This window comes from Ruegeria sp. CDSB113 (assembly GCF_059611045.1).
The window spans coordinates 346,665-363,858 of record NZ_JBXWOU010000004.1; the positions used below are offsets into that span (position 1 = coordinate 346,665).

Sequence of the window (17,194 nt, forward strand, 5' to 3'; positions counted from 1 at the left end):
AAACCCGCTAGGGGCCAATCGTCTTACGAATAAGGGGAAGTCAGATGTCCGCGCCCAAGAAAGTTGTTCTGGCCTATTCCGGTGGCCTTGATACCTCGATCATCCTGAAATGGCTGCAGACCGAGTATGGTTGTGAGGTCGTAACCTTCACCGCCGATCTGGGTCAGGGTGAGGAACTTGAGCCAGCGCGCCAAAAGGCCGAGATGCTGGGAATCAAGCCCGAGAATATCTTTATTGAGGATGTCCGCGAGGAATTCGTTCGCGATTTTGTCTTCCCCATGTTCCGCGCCAATGCGCAGTATGAGGGCCTGTATCTGCTGGGCACCTCGATCGCGCGCCCGCTGATTTCGAAACGTTTGGTTGAGATTGCCGAAGCCACCGGCGCCGACGCGGTTGCCCACGGCGCAACCGGCAAGGGCAATGATCAGGTGCGGTTCGAACTGGCGGCTTACGCGCTGAACCCCGACATCAAGGTGATCGCGCCCTGGCGCGAATGGGACCTGACCAGCCGCACTAAGCTGCTGGAATTCGCCGAAGCAAACCAGATCCCGATCGCCAAGGACAAACGCGGCGAGGCACCCTTTTCGGTCGATGCCAACCTGCTGCATACCTCGTCCGAGGGTAAGGTTCTGGAAGACCCCGCCGATATGGCGCCCGACTATGTATATCAGCGCACGGTCCACCCCGAGGATGCGCCGAACGAGCCTGAATTCATCGAGATTGGTTTTGAAAAAGGCGACGCGGTCAGCATCAATGGCGAAGCGATGAGCCCTGCCACCATCCTGACCAAGCTGAACGAATACGGCGGCAAGCACGGCATAGGCCGTCTCGATCTGGTCGAGGGTCGCTTTGTGGGAATGAAATCGCGCGGCATCTATGAAACGCCTGGCGGCACCGTCCTACTGGAAGCACACCGTGGTATCGAGTCGATCACCATGGACCGTGGCGCGATGCACCTGAAAGACCAGTTGATGCCGCAATATGCGGAAGCAATCTATAACGGCTTCTGGTACTCACCCGAACGCGAAATGCTGCAAGCCGCGATCGACAAGTCGCAGGAACACGTCACCGGTACCGTCCGCGTCAAACTGTACAAAGGTCTGGCCTCGACCGTTGGCCGCTGGTCGGATCACTCGCTGTATTCAGAGGAACACGTGACCTTTGAAGACGATGCCGGGGCATATGATCAGAAAGACGCAGCCGGATTTATCCAGTTGAACGCCCTGCGTCTGAAATTGCTGGCCGCGCGCGAAAAGCGTCTGTCCAAGTAAGTCACGCCATTGTTGGATGACGAACCCGGTGTCCAAGAGGGCGCCGGGTTTTTCTTTGTCTCCACTGGCCAGGCAGTTCCAGTGGCGTCACCCTTGCCTGTTTTGCCCGTTTTTCTTTACGCAAGGGTCAACAGGGAAAGGGTAGACTATGCTTCAGGACATCGCCGACGGGATTCAAAATGGTTTGAAAGACAAGACGTTTGAAGGCTCTCTCAAGTTCGATTGCGGTGATGACGGGGTGATCGTGCTGATCGACAATCAGGCGACGACGCAAGATCAGGATGCAGACTGCACAATACGAATTTCACAGGAAAACCTGACCAAACTGCTGACCGGCAAGCTGAACCCAATGACCGGCGTAGCATTGGGCAAGCTCAAGATCTCAGGCAATATGGGTGTGGCGATGAAGCTGGGGCAGCTGCTGGGCTAAGCTCCGATAAACTCGTCTCACCAGCGCGTGACAAACCATGTCAGCGGATTGCAACGGCAGAAAAGTCGGGGCAGCCTGATCTCAGAAGGAGATCTGCCATGACCCGGACCGCATACCTCTGTTTCGTTAAACCGTCGCTTCTGTTTGTCCTGATCACACTGGCCGCGATGTTGCGCGCCCTGCCCGCACCAGCTGCCGGCACCGAAACCCTGACCGTCGCCGGAGGGTGTTTCTGGTGCGTTGAATCCGATTTTGAATCTGTTCCTGGCGTGATTGGTGCCGTCTCCGGCTTTACCGGCGGCAAGACAGCCAATCCGACTTATGACCAAGTGACGAAAGGTGGCACCGGCCATTACGAAGCTGTTCAGATCACCTTCGACTCTGCGCGGGTTTCCCGTGAAACGCTTCTGAGCATGTTCTTCCGTTCCGTTGATCCGACCGATGCAGGCGGCCAGTTCTGTGATCGCGGCAACAGCTATCGCACTGCTGTTTTTGTCTCTAACACAGGCGAAAAGACGTTGGCGCAGAAAGCCAAAGCCAATGCGCAGAAAGCGCTGGGTCAAACCGTAGTCACGCCCATCTTGAATGCGGGCGCCTTTTACCCGGCCGAGGCTTACCATCAGGATTACTACAAGGGCGACAAGCTGGTGCTCACCCGCTTTGGTCCGAAACGCCAGAAAAACGCATACAAAGCCTACCGCAAAGCCTGCGGTCGGGATGCGCGCGTCAAACAGCTCTGGGGTAGCAATGCACCTTTCGCCGGGTCCTAACCGAACCGGGCCTCCAGCACCTCTTTGAGGTCGGGAATAACATCCGCCGTACCGTGCCGCGTGACCATCAGGGCCGCGGCACGATTTGCTTGTGCAATCGCCTGCGGCATCGGCAACCCGCGGTCCATTCCGGCCAGAACGTATCCGGTAAAGGTATCCCCCGCGCCGGTCGTGTCCACGGCTTTCACTTTGTGTGCCGAAATCTCAAGTGCCTCACCATCCTTGGGTAGGTAGCGCGCGCCTTTAGACCCCAACGTGACCAGTACATGCTTAACAGGCAATTCAGCGACGGATTGACCCGTACTTTCGCGCAGCTGTTCTGCTTCGACCTCATTCAGGATCAGGAAGTCCAGATAGGGCAGCACCGCCTGCACGGCATCAGCCTGAAACGGCGCGGCGGCATAGCAGACGGTCAGTCCCAGATCTCGGCCCATGCGGGCAGCCTCGACCTGGGCGTTGGTCTCGTTCTGCATGACCAGCAGATCACCGGGAACAGCCTGTGACAAGGCCTGACCCAACTGATCCTGTTCGATGGCGTGGTTCGCGCCGGGATACAGAATGATCTGGTTCTCACCCTGCTCATCCACCGCAATGATCGCGTGACCTGTAGGCACGTCGACCTCGGCAATGAACCGGGTGTCGACGCCATATTCGGTCATGCGATCCAGGGCCCAGCGCCCGTCCGGCCCAATGCCACCGATATGCGCCACACGCGATCCGGCACGCGCCGCTGCAACGGACATGTTGGCCCCTTTGCCACCCAGAAACCGCTCCAAATTCGAAGCGGCCAAGGTTTCACCGGCAGTGGGCAGATGCGGCAGGGCATAGACCATGTCCGCATTGATCGAGCCTAGGTTCCAGATCGTCACGGTTTATCCAATATCGCAAGAGGCCAGAATGGCCATGTTCAGAATGTCATTTGCTGTCGAGCCAGTTGAACAGATCTGAATCGGCTTATCGACACCAGTCAGGATCGGGCCAATGACGTTCGCGCCACCCATCTCTTGCATCAGTTTGGTCGAGATCGAGGCCGAATGCCGTGCTGGAACAATCAGGATATTCGCCGGGCCCGTCAGACGCGAGAAGGGATAAGCCTCTTGCTGTTCCACGTTCAGCGCCACATCCACGGTCATCTCGCCATCATATTCGAAATCGACGCCGCGCTTATCCAGAATCTCGGGCGCTACGTGCATTTTCTCAGCCCGCTCAGATACCGGATAGCCGAAGGTGGAAAAGCTGACAAAGGCAACGCGTGGGTCTAGCCCCAAATGCCGCGCGACCGAGGCCGAACGTTCGGCGATATTGGCCAGATCATGCTCATCCGGCCATTCATGGACCAGCGTGTCACCAATCAGAACGATTTTACCCTTGTGCAACAGCGCCGTCACACCAACGGCCCCATGTTCGGCATCAGCGTCAAACACATGATTGATGCGTTCCAGCACATGTGCCGATTTCCGCGTTGCACCGGTGACCATGCCGTCGGCGTGACCATGCGCCAACATCAAGCAAGAGAACACATGGCGATCCCGCGCGGCCAGACGATGGATATCCTTGCGATCAAAACCACTGCGCTGCAGACGCTTGTAAAGGAAATCCTTATAGGCTTCGAGATGCGTGGTTGTGGAGGCGTTAATCACCTCCAGCTCGCGCACCGCGTCCTCCAGACCGGCGGCTTCCAGCTTTTCCTTCACATCGTCTGGACGACCAACAACCAGCGCCTTGCCAAAGCCCGATCGCTGATACATCACCGCCGCGCGCAAAACGCGTGGATCGTCGCCTTCGGCAAAGATCATCCGGCTTTGCGCCTGACGTGCGCGGGCGTTCAGGCCGCGCAGGATGCTGGCGGTCGGGTCCATGCGGGATTTCAGGCTCAGCTCATAGGCGTCCATGTCGATGATCGGGCGGCGGGCTGCCCCAGTGTCCATCCCGGCCCTTGCCACGGCGGGCGGAATACGGTGAATCAGGCGTGGGTCGAACGGCGTCGGGATAATGTAATCCCGGCCAAAAGTCAGAGATTTGCCATAGGCCATGGCGACCTCATCCGGCACATCCTCGCGCGCCAGATTGGCCAGTGCATGGGCACAGGCGATCTTCATCTCGTCATTGATAGCGCGGGCGTGAATGTCCAGCGCGCCGCGGAACAGGTAAGGGAAACCCAGAACGTTGTTCACCTGGTTCGGATAATCGCTGCGCCCGGTGGCGACGATGGCATCAACGCGAACCTCATGCGCCTCTTCCGGCGTGATCTCAGGATCTGGGTTCGCCATGGCAAAAATAACGGGATTGTCCGCCATGCTGGCAACCATATCCTGCGTCACCGCGCCTTTGACCGACACGCCAAGGAACACGTCCGCGCCCTTCATCGCCTCTTCCAAAGTGCGCAACTCGGTGGTGATCGCGTGGGCGGATTTCCACTGGTTCATGCCCTCGGTTCGGCCTTGGTAGATCACGCCCTTGGTGTCGCAGACGATGCAGTTTTCGTGTTTTGCGCCCATCGACTTGAGCAGCTCGATACAGGCGATACCCGCCGCACCCGCTCCGTTCAGCACGATTTTCACGTCTTCGATCTTTTTGCCCGAGATACGCAGCGCGTTCAGCAGACCCGCCGCACAGATCACCGCCGTGCCGTGTTGGTCGTCGTGGAAGACGGGGATGTCCATCTCTTCCTTCAGGCGCTGTTCGATGATGAAACACTCGGGCGCCTTGATGTCTTCCAGGTTGATACCGCCAAAGGTCGGTCCCATCAGACGCACAGCGCGGCAGAATTCGTCCGGGTCTTCGGTATCCAGCTCGATATCGATCGAGTTCACATCAGCGAACCGTTTGAACAGGACTGATTTGCCCTCCATCACCGGTTTCGAACCCAGCGCACCCAGATTTCCAAGGCCCAGAACCGCCGTGCCGTTCGAGATCACCGCAACCAGATTGCCCTTGTTGGTGTAGTCGTAAGCAGTCTCTGGGTTTTCGGCGATAGCTTCACATGGAACAGCGACACCGGGGCTATAAGCCAGCGACAGATCGCGCTGCGTCGTCATGGGAACGGTGGCCTGAACCTCCCACTTGCCGGGTGTCGGGTCGAGGTGAAAGGCCAGCGCCTCTTCTTTGGTGATCTTCGCTTTGGGCATGTGATGGGTCGTTTCTTTACATCTGCGGGACTTTTGCCTCATAGCGCAGGCAGGCGCGCGCCTCAACGAGAATACTTTTCACCTTTCGTCGAGATGGGTGGATTTGTAAGGTCGCGACCGGAATACGCCAAAAGGGGTCAGCCTTGTCCACAGTCACGCCGATGATGGCGCAATATCTCGAAATCAAAGAGGCGCATGCCGATGCCTTGCTGTTTTACCGCATGGGCGACTTTTACGAGATGTTCTTTCAGGACGCCGTCAACGCCGCCGAAGCGCTGGACATCGCCCTGACCAAACGCGGAAAGCACAACGACACCGACATTCCGATGTGCGGCGTACCCGTCCATGCGGCCGAGGGGTATCTACTGACACTGATCCGGAAAGGGTTTCGCGTGGCCGTCTGCGAACAGATGGAAAGCCCGGCTGAAGCCAAGAAAAGAGGCTCTAAATCAGTCGTAAGACGCGATGTTGTGCGTCTTGTGACACCTGGCACGTTGACCGAAGATGCCCTGCTTGAGGCTCGCCGCCACAACTTCTTGGCCGCCTATGCCGAGGTTCGCGATGAGGCCGCGCTGGCTTGGGCCGATATCTCAACTGGCGCGTTTCACGTGATGCCTTTGACCTCAGTGCGCCTCAGTCCCGAACTGGCCCGGTTGGCACCATCCGAGTTGATCGTGGCCGATGGTGTGCAGGACAAACTGAACGAACCCGTTATGGATCTGGGTATCTCGCTGACCCCAATCGGGCGTGCCAGCTTCGACAGCACTGCGGCGGAAAAGCGCATCTGCGGGCTGTTTCACGTGGGCGCACTGGACGCGTTTGGCAGTTTCGGCCGAGCTGAGATTTCCGCCATGGGCGCACTGATCGACTATCTGGAAATCACGCAAAAGGGTAAACTGCCACTTCTGCAAACGCCATTGAAAGAATCCGAGGACCGAGTCGTTCAGATCGACGCCGCCACACGGCGCAATCTGGAACTGACCCGATCCCTGTCCGGTGGCCGCGCTGGTTCGCTGCTATCTGTGATGGATCGTACTGTCACACCGGGTGGCGCAAGGCTATTGGATCAACGACTTTCCAGCCCATCCCGCAATCTGGATGTCATCCATGGGCGGCTGGATGCTGTAACTTTTGCGGCCGAAGACAGCCTGATCACATCAGACCTGCGCGAGGCTTTGCGCAAAACCCCAGATCTGGATCGGGCGCTGTCCCGCCTGTCACTGGATCGGGGTGGCCCGCGGGATCTGACCGCCATTCGCAACGGCCTGACACAGGCCGCCGCAATCGCTGAACTCTGCGCGAGTCAAGACCTGCCGGTTGTCCTAGCCACCGCCCTGCAAAATCTGGTCGGATTTGACGACCTGCTGAACCTGCTTGACGAAGCGCTTGTGGCCGAACCCCCATTGCTGGCCCGGGATGGCGGGTTCATCGCCCCAGGTTATGATGCCGAACTGGACGAAGCCCGCACCCTACGCGACGAAGGTCGTTCCGTCATTGCCGGGTTTCAGCAGAAATATGCAGAACACACCGGCATCACGTCGCTTAAGATCAAGCACAACAATGTGCTGGGCTATTTCATCGAAACAACGGCTACCCATGCCGAGAAAATGCTGAATCTTCCATTTTCGGAGACCTATATCCACCGCCAAACAACCGCCAACCAAGTCCGGTTCACGACAGTGGAGCTGTCCGAGATCGAGACCCGCATTCTAAACGCCGGAAACTTGGCACTTGAGGTAGAAAAGCGGCTCTATGCAAGGCTTTCTGGTGAAATTCTGGATAAGGCCGCACGGCTCAACCAAGCCGCGCGCGGTTTGGCTGAACTGGATCTGACCACTGCTCTGGCCGATCTGGCGCGTGGTGAAAATTGGTGCCGCCCACAAGTCGATGCCTCGCGCGCCTTCGACGTTCAGGGCGGCAGGCATCCGGTCGTCGAACAGGCATTGCGCCAGCAAAACGGCGACGCTTTCGTTGCCAATGACTGCGATCTCAGCGCTGACAAAGGCGCAGCGATCTGGCTGCTGACCGGTCCCAACATGGCCGGTAAATCGACCTTCTTGCGCCAGAATGCCCTGATTGCCTTGCTGGCCCAGATGGGCAGTTACGTGCCTGCGGAACAGGCGCATGTCGGGCTTGTCAGTCAACTGTTCAGCCGCGTTGGTGCCTCTGACGATCTGGCCCGCGGACGCTCGACCTTTATGGTTGAAATGGTCGAAACCGCCGCCATCCTGAATCAGGCCGATGACCGCGCCCTTGTCATTCTTGACGAAATCGGCCGCGGCACGGCCACCTATGATGGCCTGTCCATCGCCTGGGCCACGCTGGAACATCTGCACGCCTCCAACAAATGCCGCGCCCTGTTCGCAACCCATTACCATGAACTCACCGCACTTGCCGGCAAACTGGAAGGCGTGGAAAACGCCACCGTTGCTGTCAAAGAATGGGAAGGCGAGGTGATCTTCCTGCACGAAGTCCACAAAGGCGCGGCTGACAGGTCCTATGGTGTCCAGGTCGCCCAATTGGCAGGACTGCCAGCTTCAGTCGTTGAACGTGCTCGTATCGTGCTGGACCAACTTGAAAAAACCGAACGTGAAGGGGAGAAGCAAAAGACCCTGATCGACGATCTGCCTTTGTTTTCAGCCGCCCCGCCACCGCCACCACCAGCGCCCAAAGCTTCTCCGGTAACCGGCATGCTGGACGATATTCTGCCGGATGAGCTTACCCCGCGAGAAGCGCTAGACCTGATCTACAAACTGAAAGAGGCGGCCAAAACCTGACCGCCCCTTCATCTTTTCAAAAATACTCTCGCCCAAGGCTTGGCTTCAACGAAGCCAATTAACTTGCCGGAGTAGACGACACACCAACCTGCGCCGGCCGCAGCAGGCGATCATGTAACATGAAGCCTTCTGCGGACACCTGTATTATGTCACCTGCACGGGTACCCGGCACCGGGGCCTCGAACATCGCTTCGTGCACGTTGGGATCAAACCGGTCGCCAACTTCGGGCGTGATCACTTCCATCCCATGCTTTTGGAACACGTCCTTCAGCGCACGCATGGTCAGTTCCACGCCTTCCAGAAGGGGTCCTGCCACTTCTTTCTGCTCATCGGTCGCGGCTTCAAGCGCACGTTTCATGTTGTCGTAAACCGGCAGCATGTCGCGGGCCAGTTTCGATCCGCCATATTGTTCCGCATCGCGGCGCGCTCTGTCGCCACGCTTGCGCGCGTTTTCCGCATCCGCCAGCGCGCGCATGAACTTGTCTTTGAAATCGTCCCGCTCAGCGCGTAGCGCATCAATTTCCAGCGCTTCTTCACTGATCTCAGCAAATTCCTCGGCCAGCTCTTCCGCCTCGGCGGCTGCAATATCGTCCAGAAATTCTTCGTTCTTGGGCTCTGCCATCTCTTACCCTCTAGCTCCGGTCGGAAATCAATTTGCCGACCAGTTGCGCCGTATAATCCACGATCGGCACGATCCGTCCATAGTTCAGACGTGTGGGCCCGATGACCCCAACCGCACCAATTATCTTTCGATCAGCGTTCATATATGGAGACACCACCAAAGAGGAACCCGAAAGTGAGAAAAGTTTGTTCTCAGAGCCGATAAAAATGCGCACGCCCTCACCTTCTTCGGTCAATTCGAGGAATTCAGCAATGTCCTGCTTACGCTCCAGGTCGTCAAACAACGTTCGGATTCGGTCCAATTCCTCGGCTTCACCGGGCTCCCCCAGCAGATTCGCCCGCCCACGCACGATCAAACGTGCCGAGTCGGTTCCATCCCCATCCCAGGCCGCCATACCGCTTTCGACCATCTCGCGGGCTAAAACATCAATTTCCTGCCTGCGCGCGGTAATCTGGGTCTGCATCTGACGCAGCACTTCGCTGAGCGTTCTTCCTTCGATCAGGGAATTCAGAAAATTCGCCGCCTCGCGCATCGAACTGGGCGTTTGGCCCGGCGGAGGCGTAAACAGACGGTTTTCCACGTGCCCATCCGCAAAGACCAGAACCACCAAAGCGCGGTCATGGGCCAGCGAGACGAACTCAATATGCTTGATCTCAGACTCTTGCTTGGGGGTCAGAACCAGCGATGCGCCATGTGTCACGTGTGACAAGGCCGAACCAACTCGGTCCAGCATCCCGCCCACATCACCCGCGTTAGAGCCTAGTGTTTCATCCAACTTCTGCCGATCGTCTACACCAAGATCACCCACTTCCAGCAACCCATCGACGAACATCCGCAGACCCATCTGCGTGGGCACCCGACCTGCACTGACATGCGGGCTGTCGAGAAGACCCAAAAATTCGAGATCCTGCATTACATTGCGTACGGTGGCGGCGCTGACCTTTTCCGACAATGTGCGGGTCAGCGAGCGGCTTCCGACCGGTTCGCCGCTGTCCAGATAGCTCTCGACGATCAACCGGAACACCTCGCGTGACCGGTCATTCATTTCGTCCAGAACTCTACTTGCTTTGCTCATCGGCAATCCTCTGCTGGATCGGCATTAAATCGCAGACATCTGAAAGGTCAATCGGGGTTGCATCCTAAGGCACGGGGACGTTATCCCCAACCCAGCAAACAAAGGATTTTCCATGCGACCGTCAGGACGAGATTTAAGCGAAATGCGCGCCGTTTCAATTGAAACGGGCTTTACCAAACATGCCGAAGGTTCCTGCCTGATCAAAATAGGCGATACCCATGTCCTGTGCACCGCCACGATTGAGGATCGCGTGCCACCGTTCATCAAGGGCTCGGGCTTAGGTTGGGTCACTGCCGAATACGGTATGTTGCCCCGCGCAACAAACACCCGCATGCGGCGCGAGGCGGCCAGCGGCAAGCAAGGTGGCCGTACAGTAGAAATTCAACGCCTGATCGGTCGCTCGCTGCGCGCCGGTGTGGATCGGGTTGCATTGGGTGAGCGTCAGATCACCGTGGACTGCGATGTTATCCAGGCTGATGGCGGCACCCGCTGCGCCTCGATCACCGGTGGTTGGGTGGCGCTGCGTCTGGCAGTGAACAAGCTGATGAAAACCGGGGGCGTCATTTCCGACCCGTTGGTCGATCCCGTAGCGGCCGTATCCTGCGGCATCTACGCGGGCCAACCGGTCCTGGATCTGGACTATCCCGAAGACAGCGAAGCCGGCGTGGATGGCAACTTCATCATGACCGGATCCGGCAAACTGATCGAAGTGCAGATGAGCGCCGAGGGCTCCGTTTTCAGCCGTGATCAAATGAACCAGCTGATGGATCTGGCAGAAAAAGGCGTGGGTGAGCTGGTTGCGGCCCAAAAGGCAGCCACCGCATGACCCGCAAGTTCGACGGCGACAGGCTGCTGGTGGCCACGCACAACAAAGGCAAGCTTGAGGAGATGACCCATCTCCTTGAGGCCTTCGGCGTGAAGGTTGTTGGCGCGGCAGAGATGAACCTGCCGGAACCGGAAGAAACCGAAGATACATTCGTCGGTAACGCCCGGATCAAGGCCCATGCGGCAGCACAAGCCACCGGCCTGCCTGCCCTGTCGGACGATTCCGGGATAACCATTGACGCACTGAATGGCGCTCCTGGTGTTTACACTGCCGATTGGGCTGAAACCGGCAATGGCCGCGATTTCCTGATGGCGATGACTCGCGCACATGATGAGCTTGAGGCCGTACAGGCGCCTCATCCCCGCACTGCACAATTTCGCTGCACGCTGGTTCTGGCCTGGCCCGATGGTCACGACGAAGTGTTTGAGGGTGTCATGCCCGGTCAGCTTGTCTGGCCCATCCGTGGGGAAAACGGCTTCGGTTATGACCCGATGTTCCAACCGGACGGGCACGATTTGACCTGTGCGGAAATGGTTCCGGCGGAAAAGCACAAAATCAGCCATCGCGGACGCGCCGTAAACGCCTTTGTTCAAGGCTGTTTCGGTGGATGACTGGCGGCATGGAGGCTTCGGCCTCTATGTGCACTGGCCTTTTTGCGAGGCTAAGTGCCCCTATTGCGATTTCAACAGCCATGTTTCCAAAAATATAAATCAAAAACAATGGCTTAGGTCGTATCTGTCTGAACTGCACCGCTCGGCATCTGAAACCCCTGATCGGGTTTTAAACACGATCTTCTTTGGTGGCGGCACGCCGTCCCTTATGGCACCAGAAACGGTGGCAGCCATTATCGACGAGGCGCGCAAGCTCTGGCGCCCTGCAAATGACATGGAAGTCACACTTGAGGCCAACCCCGGATCGGTCGAGGCAGGCCGGTTTGCCGCCTATCGCGATGCGGGCGTGAACCGCGTTTCCATGGGCGTTCAGGCCCTGAATGACGAAGACCTGCGCCGGTTGGGTCGTATCCACACGGTCGCCGAGGCCCGCGCCGCCTTTGACATCGCCCGCAACTGCTTTGACCGCGTCAGCTTTGATATGATTTACGCGCGTCAGCATCAAGCCCCGGAGGCTTGGAAAGCGGAGCTGACCGAGGCGCTGTCGATGGCCATCGATCACCTCTCGCTCTATCAACTGACGATCGAAGAAGGCACCGCCTTTGGGGACCGATATGCCGTCGGCAAGCTGCGTGGACTACCCGAGGATGACCACGCCGCCGACATGTATCTGGCCACACAAGAGATCTGCGAAGCCCACGGCCTGCCCGCCTATGAGGTTTCCAACCATGCCCGTCCAGGGGCAGAATCCCGGCACAACCTGATCTATTGGCGTTACGGAGATTACGTCGGTATCGGCCCCGGCGCACACGGGCGTATTACGCTGGACGGCCAGAAGATAGCGACAGAAACCTATCTGTCACCCAATGCCTGGCTCAGTGCTATCGACAAAGGAAATGGCGAGAAAGAAAGATCATTGCTATCTACGCAAGATCAGGCAAGTGAATACCTTATGATGGGTATGAGAATTACCGATGGACTAGATGTTGATCGTTTCAATGCGCTTTCTGATCTCACACTGCCAGAAACCAAACTGAGAGACCTGGAAGAGCTGGGTATGATACGCCGGTCAAACGGCCGATTGATCGCCACCAAAGATGGTCGAGCAGTCCTGAATGCGGTCATTCGAGAGTTATTGGGATAAACGATGCAGTACCTCTGGGCCGCAATGGGATTGATCTGCGTCGGGTTGGCTGTTGTCGGCATTGTCTTGCCACTGCTGCCGACGGTCCCGTTTCTTTTGCTCGCCGCGTTCTTTTTTGCCCGATCCTCATCCCGACTGCACACTTGGTTGGTCAGTCATGGAACCTTCGGGCCGATGATCTTGGATTGGCAACGCTCGGGCGCCATTCGTCCGGCCGCAAAAAAGGCGGCCACCCTGTCGGTTGCCGCCGTTTTTGGATTGTCTGTCATTCTTGCACTTCCAAGCCACGTCCTGATCATTCAGGCAGTTGTCCTCAGCTGCGTGATGATTTTTATCTGGACCCGCCCTAACGGCTGAGCTTGGCGCACAGATCGTCCAATTGATCGAGGTTTTCGTAGGTCAGCACGACCTGCCCCGTTTCCGATCCCGCTTTGTGGTTGATGGCTACTTTCATCGCCAGAATGGCCGAAAGATCCTTCTCCAGCGCGCGCGTATCCGCATCCTTGCCAGCATTCAGATTTCTGGATCGCGGCGCCGCCTGAGGAGCATCCCCCTGCTGTTGTTTTTTCACCAGCGCTTCGGTCGCACGCACGCTTAGCCCGTCCTTGACGACGATCTTCGCCAGCTCAGAAGGGTCTTCAGCCGTAATCAGAGCCCGGGCGTGACCGGCAGACAGTTTTCCTTCAACAACAAGTTTCTGAACGTCCATCGGCAACGACAGCAAACGCAAAAGGTTCGCAATATGGCTGCGGCTTTTGCCCAATGCTTCGGCCAGCTTTTCCTGTGTATGGCCAAAACGGTCCATCAACTGCTTGTAACCCGCGGCCTCTTCGACAGCATTCAGGTCTGCGCGTTGAATATTCTCGATAATGGCGACTTCCAGAACTTCGGTGTCGTCAAAATCCCGCACGATAACCGGGATATCATGCAGCTGCGCCATCTGAGCCGCACGCCAGCGGCGTTCGCCTGCCACGATTTCATAATCGCCGCCACGAACCTCACGCACGATCAGCGGTTGAATGATGCCCTTTTCCTTGACCGAGGCGGCAAGTTCATCCAGTCGATCCGGCTGGAAGGTTCTGCGCGGCTGGTTCGGGTTTGCGCGCAGCTTTTCAATCGGAACTTTCATATCCGGACGGCGCGGGTCCGAGGAAATAAGCCCTTCGGTATCCTGCGTCACATCCGCCATCAAAGCGGAAAGTCCCCGGCCCAAACCTCTGGGTTTTGCTTTTTTGGCGGCCACGGTGCCCTCCTCACTGTCGCTTAGGCGGCGACTTTCTTGTTCTTGTGCATGACTTCCCGGGCCAGGTGCCGGTAAGCCATCGCCCCCAGTGATCCCGAGTCGTATTGCAATACGGGCAACGCGTAAGACGGAGCCTCGCTGACCCGTACATTTCTGGGTATCTTGGTTTTAAATACCATCTCACCCAGATTGTCACGCGCGTCTTTTTCGACCTGACGGGACAAGTTGTTGCGATTGTCATACATGGTCAACACAACACCTTCGATTCTGAGGTCCGGATTCGCGGTTTGGCGCACCTCTCGGATGGTCAGCATCAGTTGCGACAATCCTTCCAGCGCAAAGAACTCACTCTGCAACGGAACCAGGACAGAATGTGCAGCGACCATAGCGTTGACAGTCAGAAGATTTAGCGAAGGTGGACAATCGATTAGCACAAAATCCAGGTCAAATTTGTCGATTGCAGTTTGACGCAGTGCGTCATGCAACAGATAGCTGCGTTTTTCATTGGATATCAGCTCAATATCCGCCGAGCTTAGATCAACCGTCGCCGGGACAACAAACAACCCCTCGATTTCGGTTTCCTGAACAACCGCCTCTAAAGGGGCATCATCCAGTATCAGGTCATACGTCGTCCAATCCCGATCTTCGACCCCCAATCCGGTGGACGCGTTCCCCTGAGGATCAAGATCGACAACCAGCACTTTGCATCCAGCCTCGGCCAGACCGGCCGCAAGGTTGATCGCCGTTGTGGTTTTCCCAACCCCGCCCTTCTGATTGGCTACCGCAATAATCCGGGGCCCTGAGGGACGAGACAAATCAACCACGTGATACTCCTTTGATTTTAAGGATAACGGCCTGAGGCTCAGTTAAACTTGTAATCGGGTCAACGTCGAAATTCCATTCTTCCTGCGCCTCTTCCAGCTCTTTTTTCCACCTTTCGCCTTTCGGCAACAGCGCCAGCCCCTTTTTGCTCAAATGTCTGTCGCAAAAGGACAATAGCGTAGGAAGATCAGCAAGAGCCCGTGCAGAAACAACATCTGCGCTCAACGGTTCAACCACTTCGATTCGCTTGGAAATAACTGTGCATTTTGCGCCGCACTCACGTGCAACGTTGCGCAGAAAGGCAGACTTTCGTTGGTCACTTTCAATAAAGGTGAACTGGGCATCTGGTACGTCTTCAATGGCCATTATGGCACAAACCATCCCGGGGAATCCGCCTCCACTACCCAAATCCACCCAGTTTTCGAATGGGCCTGCGCATCTATAAACTTGTACGGAATCTTTTATGTGTCGAATCCAGATGTCATCCAAGCTTTTCCGTGAAACAAGATTGATTTTTGGGTTCCACCGCTTCACAAGCTCCACATACGTTGTGAGGCGCTCGAATGTTTCACGTGAAACATCCAAATCATCAATAATGGCCCCATTCATACCCTACGGACCTTCTGATCGCGACGAAGCTTAGCCAAAAGCAGCGTAAGCGCCGCGGGAGTAACCCCTTCAACGCGTCCCGCCTGTGCAATGTTCTCGGGCTTTGCATTTGAAAGCTTTTGCTTCATCTCGGAAGACAGCCCTTCCATCGCAAAGTAGTCGAAACCCCGTGGAATCTCATAAGATTCATCGCGTTTCATCGCCTCAACATCTTTTTGTTGTCGGGCAATATAGTTTGCGTACAAAGCGTCCCGCTCTACTTGCAGACGGATCTCCTCCTCAACACTCTCAATCTCGGGCATCAGGGGAACAAGATCACCAAAGTGAACATCCGGGAACGCCAGAATAGCCATCCCGTCCCTGCGGTTTCCATCTTGATTAACATTAATACCAGCTGCCCGAACTTCTTTAGGAGTAAAGGTTTTTTCTGTCAGCTGGCACTTTGCGGCGGACAACCTCTCCATCTTGTTGGAAAACACGCCGCTCCGCTCATCGCCAACACAGCCGATATCCAACCCAATTGGCGTGAGGCGCTGGTCTGCATTATCCGCACGTAGTGACAAACGGAATTCTGCGCGTGATGTGAACATGCGATAAGGTTCGACAACACCGCGTGTTGTCAGGTCGTCGATCATCACGCCGATATAGCTGTCAGCACGTGTAAAATGCAGCGGTTCCCGGCCAAGCACCCTTAGCGCAGCATTTAACCCCGCAACCAAACCTTGCGCAGCTGCTTCCTCATATCCTGTGGTTCCATTTATTTGCCCCGCTAGATACAGTCCTTCGACATCTGGAAGCGCGAGAGTCGATGTTAGAACACGCGGATCCACATAGTCATACTCAATCGCATAACCAGGCTGCAGGATCTCTGCCGCCTCAAGACCTTTGATTGAATGCACATATTCAAGCTGTACGTCCTGAGGCAAAGAGGTCGAAATCCCATTCGGATAGATCGTGTGATCACCGACGCCTTCGGGTTCCAGGAAAATCTGATGTGATTCCTTATCGGCAAAGCGAACGATCTTATCCTCGATGGATGGGCAATACCTGGGGCCCACCCCATCAATATGTCCGCCATACATCGCCGATCGAGACAAGTTTTTTTCAATGATTTCGTGCGTTCGCGCGTTGGTATGCGTGATTCCGCAGGAAATCTGAGGGGCAATCACCTTTGTTGACAGGAATGAAAACAAGGTCGGGTCATCATCCCCATCTTGCTGTTCCAGACCACTCCAATCAATCGTCCGACCATCCAACCGCGGCGGTGTTCCTGTTTTCAAACGCCCCAAAGGTAGCTCGAAACTGTCGAGCCGTTCTGCCAATTTGACTGACGGGCGATCACCCATACGGCCGCCAGGCCGAGATACATCCCCAATATGAATGACACCGCGCAAGAAGGTCCCCGACGTCAGGATAACCGTTTTACTCTTGATTTCAGAACTGTCAGCCAGCTTCACACCGGAAACTTGGTTCCCGTCCATCAGAAAATCGACAACTTCCCCAGTAACGACGAACAGATTTGGCTGTTTTTCTGTCTCTTTCTGCATGGCCGCGCGGTACAGCGCACGATCTGCCTGCGTTCTGGGGCCTTGAACAGCTGGCCCCTTACGTCGATTAAGCAAGCGGAATTGAATGCCGGCCTGATCGGCAACATGCCCCATGACCCCGTCCAGGGCATCAATTTCACGGACCAAATGGCCTTTACCCAGCCCACCAATTGCTGGGTTGCAGGACATGACACCTATATCTGATGCGGACAATGTAACCAGTGCCGTCTTGACGCCCATACGCGCTGCCGCATGAGCTGCTTCTGTACCCGCATGGCCTGCGCCAATTACAATCACGTCAAAATCTGAATGTTTCACG

General features: G+C 56.5%; 16 protein-coding genes. 8 read left to right on the plus strand and 8 right to left on the minus strand.

Annotated elements, in window-relative coordinates; all coding sequences use genetic code 11:
- Positions 1 to 44: 44 nt before the first annotated feature.
- The 3 genes from AC2FIS_RS10610 to msrA all read left to right on the plus strand — a co-directional run bounded on the left by AC2FIS_RS10610 (position 45) and on the right by msrA (position 2,471).
- Positions 45 to 1,271, plus strand: a complete 1,227-nt coding sequence (locus AC2FIS_RS10610; protein WP_472722508.1) for an argininosuccinate synthase — start codon at positions 45 to 47, stop codon at positions 1,269 to 1,271.
- 148 nt (positions 1,272 to 1,419) lie between these two features.
- Positions 1,420 to 1,701: an SCP2 sterol-binding domain-containing protein gene (locus AC2FIS_RS10615; RefSeq protein ID WP_282153633.1), complete on the plus strand. Its 282-nt coding sequence runs from the start codon at positions 1,420 to 1,422 to the stop codon at positions 1,699 to 1,701.
- 98 nt (positions 1,702 to 1,799) lie between these two features.
- Positions 1,800 to 2,471: a peptide-methionine (S)-S-oxide reductase MsrA gene (msrA, locus tag AC2FIS_RS10620; protein ID WP_496773289.1), complete on the plus strand. Its 672-nt coding sequence runs from the start codon at positions 1,800 to 1,802 to the stop codon at positions 2,469 to 2,471.
- On the opposite strand, the gene AC2FIS_RS10625 is transcribed toward msrA, so the two are convergent.
- Positions 2,468 to 3,340, minus strand: coding sequence for a ribokinase (locus tag AC2FIS_RS10625; RefSeq protein ID WP_496773290.1), 873 nt, complete (start codon positions 3,338 to 3,340; stop codon positions 2,468 to 2,470). The genes msrA and AC2FIS_RS10625 overlap by 4 nt on opposite strands.
- Positions 3,341 to 3,343: 3 nt before the next feature.
- Complete coding sequence (locus tag AC2FIS_RS10630) at positions 3,344 to 5,599, minus strand: NADP-dependent malic enzyme (RefSeq protein WP_472722505.1); 2,256 nt, start codon at positions 5,597 to 5,599, stop codon at positions 3,344 to 3,346.
- A gap of 161 nt (positions 5,600 to 5,760) precedes the next feature.
- On the opposite strand from AC2FIS_RS10630, the gene mutS reads away from it, so the two are divergent.
- Positions 5,761 to 8,376, plus strand: coding sequence for a DNA mismatch repair protein MutS (mutS, locus tag AC2FIS_RS10635; RefSeq protein ID WP_496773350.1), 2,616 nt, complete (start codon positions 5,761 to 5,763; stop codon positions 8,374 to 8,376).
- A 58-nt stretch (positions 8,377 to 8,434) separates the two neighbouring features.
- On the opposite strand, the gene AC2FIS_RS10640 is transcribed toward mutS, so the two are convergent.
- Together AC2FIS_RS10640 and hrcA are read right to left on the minus strand one after the other, a co-directional pair.
- On the minus strand, positions 8,435 to 8,998 hold the full coding sequence (locus AC2FIS_RS10640) for a nucleotide exchange factor GrpE (RefSeq protein ID WP_108860525.1): 564 nt from the start codon (positions 8,996 to 8,998) through the stop codon (positions 8,435 to 8,437).
- Between the two features lie 10 nt (positions 8,999 to 9,008).
- Entirely contained in the window at positions 9,009 to 10,073 is a 1,065-nt protein-coding gene (hrcA, locus tag AC2FIS_RS10645) for a heat-inducible transcriptional repressor HrcA (protein ID WP_282170592.1), read from the minus strand.
- Positions 10,074 to 10,185: 112 nt separating this feature from the next.
- On the opposite strand from hrcA, the gene rph reads away from it, so the two are divergent.
- Genes rph through AC2FIS_RS10665 form a run of 4 tightly spaced genes read left to right on the plus strand, consistent with a single transcriptional unit; the run spans position 10,186 to position 13,011 of the window.
- A complete protein-coding gene (gene rph / locus AC2FIS_RS10650) occupies positions 10,186 to 10,899 on the plus strand; it encodes a ribonuclease PH (protein ID WP_496773292.1) in 714 nt (237 codons plus the stop codon).
- Positions 10,896 to 11,510 (plus strand): RdgB/HAM1 family non-canonical purine NTP pyrophosphatase, encoded by a 615-nt coding sequence (rdgB, locus tag AC2FIS_RS10655; RefSeq protein WP_496773294.1) that lies wholly within the window; start codon positions 10,896 to 10,898, stop codon positions 11,508 to 11,510. Before rph ends, rdgB begins: the two co-directional genes overlap by 4 nt.
- On the plus strand, positions 11,503 to 12,654 hold the full coding sequence (gene hemW, locus AC2FIS_RS10660) for a radical SAM family heme chaperone HemW (RefSeq protein WP_496773295.1): 1,152 nt from the start codon (positions 11,503 to 11,505) through the stop codon (positions 12,652 to 12,654). The genes rdgB and hemW overlap by 8 nt, the downstream gene beginning before the upstream one ends.
- 3 nt (positions 12,655 to 12,657) lie before the next feature.
- Complete coding sequence (locus tag AC2FIS_RS10665) at positions 12,658 to 13,011, plus strand: YbaN family protein (protein ID WP_282119793.1); 354 nt, start codon at positions 12,658 to 12,660, stop codon at positions 13,009 to 13,011.
- Here AC2FIS_RS10665 and AC2FIS_RS10670 read toward each other — a convergent pair.
- Genes AC2FIS_RS10670 through mnmG form a run of 4 tightly spaced genes read right to left on the minus strand, consistent with a single transcriptional unit; the run spans position 13,001 to position 17,193 of the window.
- On the minus strand, positions 13,001 to 13,897 hold the full coding sequence (locus AC2FIS_RS10670) for a ParB/RepB/Spo0J family partition protein (RefSeq protein ID WP_496773298.1): 897 nt from the start codon (positions 13,895 to 13,897) through the stop codon (positions 13,001 to 13,003). The two genes, AC2FIS_RS10665 and AC2FIS_RS10670, sit on opposite strands and share 11 nt — an antisense overlap.
- A gap of 20 nt (positions 13,898 to 13,917) precedes the next feature.
- Complete coding sequence (locus AC2FIS_RS10675; protein WP_058279264.1) at positions 13,918 to 14,721, minus strand: ParA family protein; 804 nt, start codon at positions 14,719 to 14,721, stop codon at positions 13,918 to 13,920.
- Complete coding sequence (rsmG, locus tag AC2FIS_RS10680; protein ID WP_496773300.1) at positions 14,714 to 15,328, minus strand: 16S rRNA (guanine(527)-N(7))-methyltransferase RsmG; 615 nt, start codon at positions 15,326 to 15,328, stop codon at positions 14,714 to 14,716. The genes AC2FIS_RS10675 and rsmG overlap by 8 nt, the downstream gene beginning before the upstream one ends.
- Positions 15,325 to 17,193, minus strand: a complete 1,869-nt coding sequence (gene mnmG / locus AC2FIS_RS10685; RefSeq protein WP_496773301.1) for a tRNA uridine-5-carboxymethylaminomethyl(34) synthesis enzyme MnmG — start codon at positions 17,191 to 17,193, stop codon at positions 15,325 to 15,327. Before mnmG ends, rsmG begins: the two co-directional genes overlap by 4 nt.
- Position 17,194: the final 1 nt, after the last annotated feature.

Coding starts and splice junctions, on each gene's coding strand:
- AC2FIS_RS10610 (WP_472722508.1), top strand. CDS start 45: ATGTCCGCGCCCAAGAAAGTTGTTCTGGCCTATTCCGGTGGCCTTGAT.
- AC2FIS_RS10615 (WP_282153633.1), top strand. CDS start 1,420: ATGCTTCAGGACATCGCCGACGGGATTCAAAATGGTTTGAAAGACAAG.
- msrA (WP_496773289.1), top strand. CDS start 1,800: ATGACCCGGACCGCATACCTCTGTTTCGTTAAACCGTCGCTTCTGTTT.
- AC2FIS_RS10630 (WP_472722505.1), bottom strand. CDS start 5,599: ATGCCCAAAGCGAAGATCACCAAAGAAGAGGCGCTGGCCTTTCACCTC.
- mutS (WP_496773350.1), top strand. CDS start 5,761: ATGATGGCGCAATATCTCGAAATCAAAGAGGCGCATGCCGATGCCTTG.
- AC2FIS_RS10640 (WP_108860525.1), bottom strand. CDS start 8,998: ATGGCAGAGCCCAAGAACGAAGAATTTCTGGACGATATTGCAGCCGCC.
- hrcA (WP_282170592.1), bottom strand. CDS start 10,073: ATGAGCAAAGCAAGTAGAGTTCTGGACGAAATGAATGACCGGTCACGC.
- rph (WP_496773292.1), top strand. CDS start 10,186: ATGCGACCGTCAGGACGAGATTTAAGCGAAATGCGCGCCGTTTCAATT.
- rdgB (WP_496773294.1), top strand. CDS start 10,896: ATGACCCGCAAGTTCGACGGCGACAGGCTGCTGGTGGCCACGCACAAC.
- AC2FIS_RS10665 (WP_282119793.1), top strand. CDS start 12,658: ATGCAGTACCTCTGGGCCGCAATGGGATTGATCTGCGTCGGGTTGGCT.
- rsmG (WP_496773300.1), bottom strand. CDS start 15,328: ATGAATGGGGCCATTATTGATGATTTGGATGTTTCACGTGAAACATTC.